The 13,513-nt window shown below is 28.7% G+C and carries 14 protein-coding genes; 11 read left to right on the top strand and 3 right to left on the bottom strand.

From position 1 onward, the window contains the following. Positions 1 to 76 precede the first annotated feature (76 nt). The 7 genes from KQI30_RS05675 to KQI30_RS05645 all read left to right on the top strand — a co-directional run bounded on the left by KQI30_RS05675 (position 77) and on the right by KQI30_RS05645 (position 7,265). Complete coding sequence (locus tag KQI30_RS05675; protein WP_216462287.1) at positions 77 to 1,123, top strand: 3D domain-containing protein; 1,047 nt, start codon at positions 77 to 79, stop codon at positions 1,121 to 1,123. 276 nt (positions 1,124 to 1,399) lie between these two features. Further along, positions 1,400 to 1,948, top strand: coding sequence for a ribonuclease M5 (gene rnmV / locus KQI30_RS05670; protein ID WP_216462286.1), 549 nt, complete (start codon positions 1,400 to 1,402; stop codon positions 1,946 to 1,948). Positions 1,949 to 1,995: 47 nt separating this feature from the next. After that, positions 1,996 to 2,829: a 16S rRNA (adenine(1518)-N(6)/adenine(1519)-N(6))-dimethyltransferase RsmA gene (rsmA, locus tag KQI30_RS05665; protein WP_216462324.1), complete on the top strand. Its 834-nt coding sequence runs from the start codon at positions 1,996 to 1,998 to the stop codon at positions 2,827 to 2,829. A gap of 187 nt (positions 2,830 to 3,016) precedes the next feature. Beyond that, on the top strand, positions 3,017 to 4,267 hold the full coding sequence (locus KQI30_RS05660; protein WP_216462285.1) for a hypothetical protein: 1,251 nt from the start codon (positions 3,017 to 3,019) through the stop codon (positions 4,265 to 4,267). 398 nt (positions 4,268 to 4,665) lie between these two features. Next, positions 4,666 to 5,457, top strand: coding sequence for a prolipoprotein diacylglyceryl transferase (locus KQI30_RS05655; RefSeq protein WP_216462284.1), 792 nt, complete (start codon positions 4,666 to 4,668; stop codon positions 5,455 to 5,457). Beyond that, entirely contained in the window at positions 5,458 to 6,276 is an 819-nt protein-coding gene (locus KQI30_RS05650) for a hypothetical protein (RefSeq protein ID WP_216462283.1), read from the top strand. A 131-nt stretch (positions 6,277 to 6,407) separates the two neighbouring features. Continuing rightward, complete coding sequence (locus KQI30_RS05645; RefSeq protein WP_216462282.1) at positions 6,408 to 7,265, top strand: Mrp/NBP35 family ATP-binding protein; 858 nt, start codon at positions 6,408 to 6,410, stop codon at positions 7,263 to 7,265. 125 nt (positions 7,266 to 7,390) lie between these two features. Here the strand turns inward: KQI30_RS05645 and KQI30_RS05640 are convergent, their stop codons facing one another. Together KQI30_RS05640 and KQI30_RS05635 are read right to left on the bottom strand one after the other, a co-directional pair. Next, positions 7,391 to 7,837 carry a PadR family transcriptional regulator gene (locus KQI30_RS05640; protein ID WP_216462323.1) on the bottom strand — a complete coding sequence of 149 codons (447 nt, stop codon included), beginning with the start codon at positions 7,835 to 7,837 and terminating at the stop codon, positions 7,391 to 7,393. A gap of 1 nt (position 7,838) precedes the next feature. Continuing rightward, entirely contained in the window at positions 7,839 to 8,696 is an 858-nt protein-coding gene (locus KQI30_RS05635) for a DegV family protein (protein ID WP_216462281.1), read from the bottom strand. Positions 8,697 to 8,923: 227 nt separating this feature from the next. On the opposite strand from KQI30_RS05635, the gene KQI30_RS05630 reads away from it, so the two are divergent. Next, positions 8,924 to 9,796 carry a YitT family protein gene (locus KQI30_RS05630; RefSeq protein WP_253287396.1) on the top strand — a complete coding sequence of 291 codons (873 nt, stop codon included), beginning with the start codon at positions 8,924 to 8,926 and terminating at the stop codon, positions 9,794 to 9,796. A 177-nt stretch (positions 9,797 to 9,973) separates the two neighbouring features. Next, complete coding sequence (locus tag KQI30_RS05625) at positions 9,974 to 10,543, top strand: 50S ribosomal protein L25 (RefSeq protein ID WP_216462280.1); 570 nt, start codon at positions 9,974 to 9,976, stop codon at positions 10,541 to 10,543. A gap of 246 nt (positions 10,544 to 10,789) precedes the next feature. Here the strand turns inward: KQI30_RS05625 and KQI30_RS05620 are convergent, their stop codons facing one another. Continuing rightward, a complete protein-coding gene (locus tag KQI30_RS05620) occupies positions 10,790 to 11,983 on the bottom strand; it encodes a DHHA1 domain-containing protein (RefSeq protein ID WP_216462279.1) in 1,194 nt (397 codons plus the stop codon). Positions 11,984 to 12,143: 160 nt separating this feature from the next. Here KQI30_RS05620 and truA point away from each other — a divergent pair, with 160 nt between their 5' ends. Then, positions 12,144 to 12,881, top strand: coding sequence for a tRNA pseudouridine(38-40) synthase TruA (truA, locus tag KQI30_RS05615; RefSeq protein ID WP_216462277.1), 738 nt, complete (start codon positions 12,144 to 12,146; stop codon positions 12,879 to 12,881). Positions 12,882 to 12,964: 83 nt separating this feature from the next. Then, on the top strand, positions 12,965 to 13,489 hold the full coding sequence (locus tag KQI30_RS05610; protein ID WP_216462275.1) for a putative ABC transporter permease: 525 nt from the start codon (positions 12,965 to 12,967) through the stop codon (positions 13,487 to 13,489). The last annotated feature ends 24 nt before the right edge of the window (positions 13,490 to 13,513 follow it).

Genomic DNA, 13,513 nt, shown 5'->3' with positions numbered 1-13,513 from the left:
AAAAGTATGGCAAATTTGACAAATAGGGAAGTTATGGATATAATAGACACGACGCATTTGCCAGAGGAGGTAAAGTATGAAAATAGACTTTAAAGGTTTTTTCAAAAAGCCTATGGCAGTGATCAGTATAGTTTTATCGGTAGGATTAGTTTTTACCGGAATAAGCTTTAAGAAGACTGTTTATATCGATGTTGATGGATCAACAACGAAAGTTACAACTTATAAAGGGAAAGTAGAAGATGTAATTAGTGACATAGACATAAAACTAGGGACAGAAGATAGTGTCAAGCCGAAGTTGAATTCGGAGATAAAAAATGGACAAACTATTAAAATAAAAAGAGCCGTGAGTTTAGATTTAATAGTCGACGGTAAGACCGTGGTGATAAAAAGTGCAGCAGATAGCGTCAAGGATTTGATAGAATCTAAAAGTATGTCCAAGAAGTTACAATCAGAAAAGATTTCTGCAATTAGGGAACAAGATAAGATTGAGCCTACTCTTGATACAAAGATAACTGCAAATATGAAAGTTATTATCAAGAGAATTGAGAAAAAAAATGAGGTAACTCAAGCGGAAATACCGTTTAGCACAGAAAAAGTAGTCGATGAGAATATGTATAAGGGCGATAAAGAGAAAGTAGTTGTTGCTGGTAAGGCTGGTATTAAAGAAGTCACTACAGAAGTTACAACAGAAGATGGAAATGTTATAGCAACTTCAGTGATAGGGGAGAAAGTTATAGAGGAGCCAACCAACGAAAAAATTGCTTATGGAACAAAGGAAAAAGTTGTTCCAACAGTAAATGTTCCATCTAGAGGTGGAAATATTCCTTACAAATCAAAAATGACTATGAAATCAACTGCATATTCAAGTAGTGATAAAGGTGTTTCAGGAATCACTGCTAGTGGTATGAAAGCGACTAGAGATCCAAATGGTACAAGTACCGTTGCGGTAGATCCAAGGGTTATACCGTTAGGAACAAAACTATATATAGAAGGATATGGTTATGCAATAGCTTGTGATACAGGATCTGCTATAAAAGGCAATAAGGTAGATGTTTACTTTAATTCTGTAAAGGAATGTTACTCTTGGGGGTCCAGGAATGTTGACGTTTACATATTAGAGTAAACGAGTAAAGAGTTATCATTAACGAATTGGAATTTGTTAATGATAACTCTTTTTTTATTGTAAATGGGCAATAATCAGGGTATAAACGGTGTGTAAAATTTAAAGTATAGAATCTCTGTAGCATAAATAGTTCTTTTACTTTACAATAAGAATAAGAAGTAATACGGATTACAGATGACATTCTATATTTTACAAATTAATATAAAAGTATTATACTAATTCAGTATTAAAAAGATATTAAAAGAGGATAAATACATTAGACATGGAGTTGAGTATATGATCAAAGAAATTATTGTTGTGGAAGGTCGTGACGATGTAACAGCAGTAAAAGCAGCAGTAGATGCTGAAGTAATAGCTGTAAGTGGTTTTGGAATAAATAAAAATACCATAGATAAAATAAAAGAAGCTCAAAAAAGAAAAGGCGTTATAATTTTAACTGATCCAGATTTCGCTGGAGAAAAAATAAGAAGAATCATATCAAAGCGAGTTGAAGGTGTAAAACATGCATATATATCTAGAGAAGAAGGAACAAAGGATGGAGATATAGGTGTAGAAAATGCATCACCAGAATCAATAAGAGAAGCATTAAGTAAAGCAAAAGCAGTTATAGAAGAGAAGAGAGAAGTATTTACAGCAAATCACTTAGTGTATTATAAGCTTGTTGGAGATACTAAGGCTAAAGAAAGAAGACAATTATTAGGCAAGATATTAGGTGTTGGATACTGTAATGGATCTCAAATGGTAAAGAGGCTTAATAATTTTAATATAAAAGAAGAAGAATTTGTTAACGCTATGGATAAGATAGAGAAACAATTATCAAAGTAATAAATATAAGAGACATTGGAGGAAGTATGAATCAACGTAAAGATGTAATAGATACTGCAGATGTAGTAAAAAAATATGGTTTTAAGTTTACTAAAAGTTTGGGTCAAAACTTTTTAATAGATCATAATGTTATAGATCAGATTGTAGCAGGTGCAGAAGTATCATCAGAAGATACAGTAATCGAAATTGGACCAGGAGTAGGAACTTTAACAAAGGAACTCTTAAAAAGAGCTAAAAAAGTAATTGCTATTGAAATAGACAGTGATTTAATACCTATATTAACTGAAGAGTTAAAGGATCATGATAATTTTGAACTTATTCATAAAGATGCTATGAAAGTTGATTTTAATAAAATCATTGAAGAAAATGAAAATGTAAAAGTAGTAGCTAATTTACCTTACTATGTTACTACACCAATAATAACAAACTTATTAAATGCAAAATATAAATTTAAGTCAATTACAGTTATGATTCAAAAGGAAGTAGCTGAGAGAATGAATAGCGATCCAAATTGTAAGGATTACGGATCATTATCATTACTAGTACAATATTATTGTGATACAAAAATTATAATGAAGGTGCCACCTATGTGTTTTATACCTAGACCAAAGGTAGATTCTATTGTTATTAGATTAGATAGGTTAGAAAAACCAAGGGTAGAAGTAGAAGATGAAAGACTATTCTTTAGGGTTATAAGAGATTCTTTTAATATGAGAAGAAAAACTTTATGGAATGGAATGAAAAACATAGGGTTAGATAAAGAAAAGTTGGAAGAAGCTTTTAATGATTCTGGAATAGATCAAAAAAGAAGAGGCGAAACACTTACAATACAAGAGTTTGCAGATTTAGCTAATGCTATAAATTCAAAAATAAAAGGTTAATTATGAGACTGTCACACAAATAAGTGGGACAGTTTTTTTTATACAATATATAACACAGAGTTTAAGCAATATAGTTAGTATATAGCATTCTAAGTATGTAACATTTTTGCAGTTGGTAGAATATTAAATAATAGTAAATAATATATATATACCAGTGTAAAAATATAAAGAGGTAGGGGGGATTGCTATGACCCATAAAAAAACATATAGTAGAGTATTTATAATTTTACAGGAAATGAAAAAGAATCTTGGGATATCTGCTGATAAGATTCCAAATGGTTATGTAAAATTAGAAATTAAAAATACCAAATGTAAGATTTGTTTTTATGTACAAAATTTAAAACCAATAGCAGAAGATTATAAAATGCTTTTATTAAGTGGAGATAAAAATGATGGTAAAGCTATTGATTTAGGTAAAGCTAAGATAGATAGTAACGGAAAATGTGAAATTAACATAGAGAAGTCTATGGATAACTTGTCAAGTTATGATATAAGTATTGATAAAGTTATCGGTGCTGCCATAGCTAAGGTAGATGGTAATAATATAGATGGTATTATGTGTGGATTTTCTATAAAAGATATACCAGAAGATTGGACAAAATATAAGCTTGTAAAAGAACAAAAAGAATATACATCACAAGAGCAAGCGAAAGAAACTAAAGTTATTGAAAAGCCAAAAGAAATAAAAAAGGTAGAAGAACAAGAATGTAAGGTTGAAAATAAAGTAGAGCCGTGTGAAGAAGAAAAAAAAGTTGAGTGTGAAGATAGAAAGCATGAAAAGAAAGAAGAAGAAAGTTATTCTACTGATGACATAGTTAATCCTCAAAATGATTTGCAAGAAGTTAAGGAAGAAGAGACAGCAGAGGAAAATGGTAGTAAAGGTGAAAATACTCAAAGTGTGGGAACAACATCAAATACTGAAAATACAAATAGCATGAAATCTAATGATATAAATTTTGATGCATATGAAGGTACTATAAAAGAAAATTTAGGTAAATCATTCTTTAGGGGAGCCAGTGGTGAGTTTTTTGAATATTTAGTATCTGGATTAGAAGAAGTGGAATATATAATGCCTGAAATAAAAAAGTGTAAATGGTATAAGATTCGAGTAAAAACTCTTGATGATTTATATTATATAACTGATTATAGAAAATATTCTATGATTTATTATCCAATGGTTAATAATTATCCATATATCTGCAAGTATGGTCATTATTTATTTGGATACAAATTAGATGAAAATGATAATTTAAAATATATGTTATATGCAGTACCTGGAACTAAACATCCATATGATCAACCATATGGCGGAAAGACAGGGTATGTTATGTGGCTTCCTATGGAAAAAGGAAAAGAAGGAGATAAGGATCCGGGATATTGGATTATGTTCTATGACTTTAAAGATGCCACAGTTTGTGTTCCAGCTAAAAAGGAATAATAGTAAATTTGAGCTTTTGCAATTGCGAATTTGTATTCGTAAGCAAAAGCTCTTTTAGCAATTTACAAATGTATTTTTTATTTGTAAAAAAATTTATAGAGTCTGTCGCACAAAGAAGTCATATCAGAGTGCGGCAGTTTTTTCATCAAAATAGAATGTCAAGGCACAACCATATATCGGTGCACAGTGATGGAGGAAATTCCCCTTGAGGGAATTTCTGAGATTTTAAATAGGATAATTTTATGTATAGAATAAGATAGTTTTCTTAAGAGATTTATATTTTCATAGAACAATGCTAAAATATGATATAATAAGGGAGTAATATATAGATAAAATGATAAAAAAAGATAGAAAGGATATATCAAAACTATTTTAAGTTTTTGATGATGGAAATTATAATGAAGCCGTTTTTATTAGAGCTAGGTAAATTTAAAATTGCAGGATATGGTACTATGATTTTAATTGGTGTTATAGTAGCATACTGTTTATTTGCATATAGAGGCAAGAAAAAGGGATACAATGAAGGTAATCTTTTTAATATTACTGTATTTTCAATAATTGGAGGATTTTTATCTTCAAAGCTATTATATATTATAATAGATAATCCAAAGGCACTACTTAATCCAGTTGAGATAGTAAAAACTTTTTCACAAGGGTTTGTTGTTTATGGTGGTATTATAGGTGGATTCTTAATATTTATATTGATGTGTAAAAGGTATAAATATAATCCTCTTGAGGTAGGGGATTTAGCAGTTGCTAGTTTAGCAATAGGTCAAGGATTTGGTAGAATAGGATGTTTGCTTGCAGGATGTTGTTATGGAAGAACTACAGATTCTGCAATAGGAATAATTTTTCACAATTCTTTTATTGCACCTAATGAAGTGAAATTATTACCAACTCAAATATTTAGTTCTATTTTTGACTTTATATTAGCAGGGATTTTGATATGGTATTCATGTTTATTAGAAAAGAAAAATGCAGAATATAAATCAGGAAAAGTTGTTGGTGCATATATGATTTTATATAGTATAGGAAGATTTATAATAGAGTTTTTTAGAGGTGACTTAGAAAGGGGTTTTGTTGGAACACTATCTACTTCACAAGTTATAAGTATAGGAGTTGTAATTATTGGATTAATAATTTTTAATTTAGATAAAATTAAAAGATTAAAGCATAAAGAGGGGATCTAATTGAAAAAAATCATATCGATAGTATTAATATTTATGACGATATTTTTAAATGGTTGTGCGATGACAAATAAAATTGGTTGGACGAATTCTGATTTTGATTACATAAAAGATGGCATGGTTACTGAGATTAAGATACAAAATACAAGAGATAAAGGATATACATTTGTTATTTCTGATCAAGTAAAGTTACAAGGATTCTATAAAATATTATCATCTTCAAAAGGTGTAAAATCAAAAAGTGAGTATGTTCCAGATTATAATATTGAAATTGAAAAATCAGATGGAAGTGTTGAAAAATTTAATTATGTAATAGGGAATCCAAATGATGGAGGAAATTTTTATAGTAAAAATAAATTTTACAATGTTTCTTCAAGATTAGATTCTGAAGTATTCAACTATTTTGAGGATATAAGAAAGCCTAAAGATTTTGATGAAGTATATTATTATGGAGTTATAAGAGGCTCTTTAAATAAATTCAGAGAAGATACAAAAACAAAAGATAAAGTTACTTTAAACTTGAATGATGATGTTACTATACAAAAGTATATTACATCTATTGAGTTAGAAGGTTATAAAAAGAAGATGAAGGACTTAGAAATTGTAGAAACATCTAAAAATGAGGGTCAAATTACTATGAGTGTAAAAACTACAGGATTTAGAACTGATACTTCATCAGGAAAATATGTATCAATATATAAAGCTATAATTACATTCCATAATAGGGGAACAAATGAGGAAAAGGTTTATTATAGTGTCAGCAATAATTCTGGAGGTAAGTGGGTTACAGATATAACAGATAGTGAACCGAAAGGATTTTAAAAGTAGAGATATAGAAAGATGTTACATTTTATGGTAATATATATAATGGGGTTATTTCAAAAGTAAAACTTATCATAATTACAATAGTTATTCAGTAATAATGTTTTATACTATATATAAAGGGGGATTATATGGTAGGTTGTGAATCTTGCAATAATAGTAAAAAAATAAAAAGAGATATATGTAATATTAAATTTGGTACAATAAAAAATATTATAGCGGTGATTTCTGGTAAAGGTGGAGTTGGAAAATCAACAGTATCAGGTTTGTTAGCAACAGAGCTTAGGAAGGCAGGACATGAAGTTGGAATATTAGATGCTGATGTAACAGGTCCATCTATTCCACGATTTTTTGGTGTTAATGAAAAAAGATCATTGATAAACCCAGAACCATATACAGGGGATGCTGTATTTGAACCGGTAATTACTACTTTAGGATTAAAGATAATGTCTTTAAATTTACTTGTAGATAAGGAAGATGATCCTGTTATATGGACATCATCTGTGTTGCATAAAGTTCTAAAACAAATGTATACAGATACAAAATGGGGGGATTTAGATTATCTAATAATAGATATGCCACCAGGAACTGGAGGTATATCTATTACTATAATGAATACTTTCCCTATTGATGGATTATTAGTAGTTGGAACACCTCAAGATATGGTATCAGTTATTGTTAAGAAAGTTATAAATATGGCTGAAAAGTTATCTATACCTATGATTGGGCTAGTTGAAAATATGGCTTATGTAACTTGTACTTGTTGTGGTGAAAAAATAAAATTGTTTTCTAATAAAACTATAGAACAGTATGAAAAGTATTTTGGTATTCCTTTAATAGCTGAACTACCAATGGATTTAAAACTCTTAGAGTCGTTAGATGAAGGTACAGCAGAAGAATATGTATTTAAAATAACTAAATACAAAGATTTGTTTGAAAAGTTTATGGATAGATATAAGGAAATGAAAGAGAATAAGTGTAACTCTTGAGGAGAAGATATTATAGTTTTTAGTATGGAATAATTCATGTTTAATGTTGAGAATTTTATAAATTATACTGTGTGTATTGAAAAGAAGTTGTCGCTTACGAAATTTATCGTTATAGCGACAGCTTCTTATTTAATATCATTATATAAATCTTCGTATACGAGATTAAACACTTGTAGAGATTCTAACATTTTATCTTTTAATAGTTCTTTTCTATGAGCAAATTCTTCTTTACCTAAAGAAGTTAATCCATAAATTTTTTGAACCTTCTTTTTAGGATTGTCCCATTTGCCTTCTATTAAGCCTTCTTTTTCTAATTTCTTTAATAGTGGATATATACCACCAGTACTTGGCGTCCAAAGTCCATTAGTTCTTTCGCCGATTTTGTTTGCAATATCATTCCCGTTGGTTGGTTGAAGAGAAAGAATATATAGAACATATATAGGAAGAAGTCCTTTGGTAAAGATACTTCCTACAGCATCATGTTCCTTTTTTACTTTCTTTAGTTCTGAAAGTTTTGCTTTATATTCTTCATATAGTCGTTTCTCTTCTTTTTTTATATCTTCAGGAGACATCTTAGTATTCAAAATCTTTTATTACTCCAAAAGCTAAGAATCCAGGACCAGAATGGACACCAGCAACTGCACTTAAAACGCCTAGTTCGATTGATTTTACATTAGGTAACTTTCCTAAAATTTCATATAAACGTTCTGCTTTAGGAAGTGCATCACCATGAAGAACTTTAACTTTACAAGGGCCTTCATTAATAAGGTCAGTGGCAATAGAAACTAGTTTATTAAATGCATTTTTATCACCTCTAACTTTGTCATAAGTATAGTATTTACCATCTTTAGGATCAATAGATACTATTGGTTTTAAGTTTAAGAGTTCACCTATTGTACCAGATATTTTACCTATACGACCACCTTTTTTTAAGTATTCAAGGGTACCGAAAGTAAAGAAGCATTTGATGTTGTCACGACATTTTGGTAATACTTTTATGATTTCATCAAATGATTTACCTTGTTCAATCATTTCACCAGCAACTACCATTAATTCACCTTCAGCCTTAGAAATAGATAATGAATCAATTATATATGATTTGATTTTGTCACTAAAATCTTCAGCTACAAAATTTAAGTTATTAAATGTACCAGACAATCCAGATGAAATACAAGTACCAATAACATGAGTATATCCTTCAGCAACTAATTTTTCATATAAATCTTCAACTTCTCCTACGGAAGGCATTGAAGTTGTAGGAATTTCAATTTTTAATTTAGCATAAACATCTTCAGCGCATATATCTACGCCATCAATATATTCTCTATTTTTATAAATAATTTTTAATGGTAAAACTTTTATATCATACTTTTTTATTATATCTTTTGATAAATCACAAATACTATCTGTGATTAGTGCTATTTTCTCCATAGAAAATCCTCCGTTAAGTTATTATAGTATCATTATAGCAGAAGTGATTATATTATCAATACTGATAATGTGAAAAAAATTATAATAATTTTTTAAATATTTGTGATGTCGCTATATATCAGGGTTTTAGTGTTAAGAAATAAGTGCATACTCAATATTGATAATAGTAAAAATGCAGATATGCAATTATAATATTTTTGTTACAAAAGAGTTAGGAGGATATATATTTGAAGAAATTATATGAATTATTCATGATAGTTATAGGAACAACTGTTTTGGCCTTAGGAGTAAATTGGTTTTTGGAACCGGTAGGATTAGTAACTGGTGGATTATCAGGGTTTTCTATAGTTGTAAAGACTGTAAGTGAAAATATAATAGGGTATGGTATACCATTATCAGTAACTACTTTTGTGTTAAATATACCATTATTTTTGATTATATTTAAACAAAGAGGATTCAATTTTATGAAAAAGACACTTTATGGTGTAGTATTTTTATCATTAGCATTATGGTATACAGAATACATTCCTAATATTTTTAATGTAAATAGTGATCTATTTTTATGTTCAATATTTGGGGGAGCCTTTGTTGGGGCAGGTCTTGGACTTGTATTAAAGGTATCTGCTACTACTGGAGGGACAGATACTTTAGCATCTATAATTAAATTCAAATTTCCATACTTTCCAATACAACAATTAATGTTAATAATTGATGGAGTTATAATTTTAAGTGGATTTTTTATTTTTGGACCTAGAAATGGAATGTATGCTATTTTAGCAGTTTTAGTAACATCAAAAGTTATAAGTGTAATCTTAGAAGGTATGCATTATTCAAAAGTAGCTTTTATAATGACAGATAAGACAGAAGAGATAGCGAAGGAAGTAATGGAAAAGATTCCAAGAGGAGCTACTGGATTAAAAGCAAGGGGAATGTATTCTAAAAAAGACAAAGAGATGTTATTTGTAGTAGTATCTCAAAAGGAGATAACACAATTAAGAAATTTAGTGAAGTCAATAGATGAAAAAGCATTTATTACAATAGCTGATGTTAGAGAGGTACTAGGAGAAGGATTTATAGAAGATTATAGTGAATCATTATAAGGATTTAATGTAGGAAATGTAAATAAAACCAAATAAAAATAATATTGATAGAGATAAAAGCTTCTGATTAATTGTTAGAAGCTTTTATTGCATAATTTTACAAAATGTCTGATATGAGTTATTAATGCTAGAGTGGTATAATTTAATTGAATACAATAGTTGAAAGAAGGCATTATTATGACAAATGTAGCGTTCAATATTAGTGAGAGAAATGAAAGTGGTAAGGCAGTAAGAAGAAATGGAGAAATTCCTTGTGTTCTTTATGGAGAACATCTTGAAAAACCTATCTCAGCAAAGCTAACAAGAAAAGAAGTAGACAAGCTATTAACTTGTGCTAAAAGTTCTATATTGTCTTTAAATTTAAATGGAACTACAGAAAATTGTGTAGTAAAAGAATTACAAAAAGATAATTATGGTAAAGTAATACATATTGACTTTCAATATGTAAATAAAGATGAAAATATAAAATTAAAAATTCCAGTAGTATACACAGGAGAAGGTGTACTAGAATCTAAAAAGTTATTCTTAGAAACATTTTTATCAGAAGTAGAATTATATGGAGAAGCAGATAAGTTCCCAGAAAATATAGAATTTGATGTATCTGCTTTAAATTATGGTGATACTGTAGTAGCTGGAGATTTAAACCTTGTAGAAGGTATGAAGCTAGTAACTAATAGTGATGTTGTATTAGCCAAAGTAGACGGAAATAATGCTGTTGAAGAAGAAGAAGAAGAGGATGCAGAATAATATATAACTAAGAGAGGTATAGATGAGCTAATGAAAGTTATACTTTCATATAGTTTAAGAAAACCTATGTTTACTCAAGGCATATGTACTAATTTAGTTATAGCAAAAAAACAACACTTAAGTATAATAGTGTGATATATGAACTTAAAATATAGATATGTTAAATATGTTATTTACAATAAAAGGAGTTATCACTTTGACGAATTTTCATTTGTTAATAGGATAACTCCTTTTATATTTATAAAATTATTTTTTTAATTTATTAAAAGCATAATTTAGTGCATTTTCAAGATTGCCATTATTTTTTCCACCGCCTTGTGCTAGGAATGGACTTCCGCCTCCACGACCATCAATTAGTGTAATGGCGTCTTTAAGAATTTCATTAACTTTAACATTTTTTAAGTTTTTAGAGCAAGCGAATATAAGATTTACTTTATCGCCAGAAACTACGGCCATAAGTGTTACCATATTATCATTTTCAACGACTTTAGATATTACAGTGTTTACATATTTAACAGTTTCATCGGTGTAAATCTTTTTTAATACTTTCATATTATCAATAGTATCAGCTTCGTTAATAAGTTCTTTTATTTCATAAGTAGCTAATTGATTTTTAATTTTTTTATTTTCATCTAAGGCATCTTTTAATGATGCATTTAGATTTTTTATTCCATTTATAACTTCGTCTTCATTACAATTTAGATATTTACATATTATATTGGCAAAGTTATCTTTTTTTAGAGAATCGGCAACAGCTCGATTTCCAGATAAAAATTCAATACGAGTTCCTTGCTTATGTTTTTCGTATTTTTTTATTTTAATCATTCTAAGATCTCTAGTGTTACGTGGATGTACACCACAGCAAGCGTTAATATCTAAGTCGCCGATTTTTACTACAGAGATATCTTCTTTTGTATTAGGTAATGCTCTTCTTAGTGTTAATGACTTTAATTCCTTTTTAGTAGGAATAAGAAATTCAACAGTTAAACCTTCAGATATAACTTCGTTAGCATATTTTTCAGCTTCTCTTACTTGTTCTTCAGTAAGGGTTCCTTCTATATCTACAGTGCTTATTTCTGTACCTAGATGTATTGCAAAGGTATTGGCATTAAAAAGTTTGTAGAAGCAGCCTGAAAGGACATGTTGACCCAAATGTTGTTGCATTCCATCGAAACGTCTATCCCAATCTATAGAACATTTAACTTTGTGAATTTTTATTGGCTTTGTTTCTACTACATGATAGATAGTGCCATCAGCTTCATAAACATCGATAACTTTATGATTTTCTATAAAGCCTAAATCGCCACATTGACCACCACCACCAGGGAAAAAAGCAGTTTGATCTAAAACAACATGAAATTTATTGTCTATTTCTTTTATTTCTAATATTTCAGCAGTAAATTCTTTTATGTAAGGATCTATGTAGAAAAGCTTCTTCATAATAACAAATCTCCTTTATTGTATTTTTGTGTAATTATAATAATATAATTATAACATTATATTATTTGTATAAATAAAGATATTTTAATAATCCTTTTTTAAATAGTGTATTAAGTATATAATGGACTATAGAAATACTAAGGCAAAGGTGAATGATTATATGAGAAATTTAAAAATGACAATACAATATGATGGTGGTAGATATAAAGGATGGCAAAGACAAAAAGAAGGAGAATCTACAATCCAATGGAAGATAGAGAATGTTCTTAAAAGAATGACAGGGGAAGAGATACAAGTAATAGGATGCGGAAGAACTGATGCGGGAGTTCATGCTGAAAACTACATAGCTAACTTTCATACTGAGTCAGAATTATCAGTAGAAACTATGATGGACTATTTATATGAATTTTTACCAGAAGATATAGTGGTAAAGTCTATTAAAGATACAACAGAGAGATTTCATGCTAGATATAATGCAAAAGGTAAAACTTATGTATATAGAATAAACAATGCTGAAGTTAGAAATGTATTTAATAGAAAGTATGCTTACCATACTAGTGTTAAGCTTAATTTAGATGCTATGAGAGAAGGGGCAAAATATCTTGTAGGTACTCATGATTTTCAAAGTTTCACTAGTCAAAAGCCAAAGACAAAATCAACAGAGAGACATATAAAATATATTAGTATAAATAAAACTGGTGATATGATCGAAATCGAAGTGGATGGAAATGGTTTCTTATGGAATATGGTAAGAATAATTGTAGGTACACTTTTAGAAGTTGGAATGGGGCATATGAAGCCTTCTGATGTTAAAAGAATATTAGAAGAAAAGAAGAGATCAGAATCAGGTCCTATAGCACAAGCAAAAGGATTATGTTTAAAAGAAGTTCATTATTAAAGAAAATTAAATACTTATGATAAATAAATCCATTAATTATGTTCATACTAATATTACCTTATAATAGAAAGTGGTGCAGATTAATGGATTTATCTTTTTATTTAATATTTAATTTTATTGTTTATTCATTTTTTGGATGGATAATAGAAGAAGTTTATTGTTACTGTACGGAAAAAAGATTTAAAGAAGATGGTTTTCTTTTGGGACCATTTAAGCCTATGTATGGTATAGCAATGACTATGTTAGTTTTTTTTAGGTACATATTAAGGTGGAATTTAATTGTAATGATACCTTTATGCTTTTTTGTACCATCTATAGTAGAGTACATAAGCGGATATCTTTTAAAAGCTATTTTTAATAAATCTTATTGGGATTATTCTGATATGAGGTTTAATATTAATGGTTTTGTCTGTTTAAAGTTTTCGTTATATTGGACACTTTTAAGTTTTATCACTGTAAGATATGTTGAACCTTTAATTAATAAATTATTTTTAGTGCAGTTTAGATTTTGGTTTATTATTGTTCCGATTCTATTTATATATATAATTATAGATTTATTTGTTACAGTAAAAAAACTACGAATTGAAGTAGCTAAAGAAAAAATTTGAATAGTAAATATGATTTTAGGAAAA

The sequence above is a fragment of the Clostridium bornimense genome, assembly GCF_018917145.1.
Classification (GTDB): domain Bacteria; phylum Bacillota; class Clostridia; order Clostridiales; family Clostridiaceae; genus Clostridium_AN; species Clostridium_AN bornimense_A.
This window is presented reverse-complemented; position numbering and strand designations above follow the sequence as displayed.

What these genes read in the sequence shown, in the direction of transcription:
- KQI30_RS05675 (WP_216462287.1), top strand. Translation starts at nt 77, where the DNA reads ATGAAAATAGACTTTAAAGGTTTTTTCAAAAAGCCTATGGCAGTGATC.
- rnmV (WP_216462286.1), top strand. Translation starts at nt 1,400, where the DNA reads ATGATCAAAGAAATTATTGTTGTGGAAGGTCGTGACGATGTAACAGCA.
- KQI30_RS05660 (WP_216462285.1), top strand. Translation starts at nt 3,017, where the DNA reads ATGACCCATAAAAAAACATATAGTAGAGTATTTATAATTTTACAGGAA.
- KQI30_RS05655 (WP_216462284.1), top strand. Translation starts at nt 4,666, where the DNA reads ATGAAGCCGTTTTTATTAGAGCTAGGTAAATTTAAAATTGCAGGATAT.
- KQI30_RS05645 (WP_216462282.1), top strand. Translation starts at nt 6,408, where the DNA reads ATGGTAGGTTGTGAATCTTGCAATAATAGTAAAAAAATAAAAAGAGAT.
- KQI30_RS05640 (WP_216462323.1), bottom strand. Translation starts at nt 7,837, where the DNA reads ATGTCTCCTGAAGATATAAAAAAAGAAGAGAAACGACTATATGAAGAA.
- KQI30_RS05635 (WP_216462281.1), bottom strand. Translation starts at nt 8,696, where the DNA reads ATGGAGAAAATAGCACTAATCACAGATAGTATTTGTGATTTATCAAAA.
- KQI30_RS05625 (WP_216462280.1), top strand. Translation starts at nt 9,974, where the DNA reads ATGACAAATGTAGCGTTCAATATTAGTGAGAGAAATGAAAGTGGTAAG.
- KQI30_RS05620 (WP_216462279.1), bottom strand. Translation starts at nt 11,983, where the DNA reads ATGAAGAAGCTTTTCTACATAGATCCTTACATAAAAGAATTTACTGCT.
- truA (WP_216462277.1), top strand. Translation starts at nt 12,144, where the DNA reads ATGAGAAATTTAAAAATGACAATACAATATGATGGTGGTAGATATAAA.
- KQI30_RS05610 (WP_216462275.1), top strand. Translation starts at nt 12,965, where the DNA reads ATGGATTTATCTTTTTATTTAATATTTAATTTTATTGTTTATTCATTT.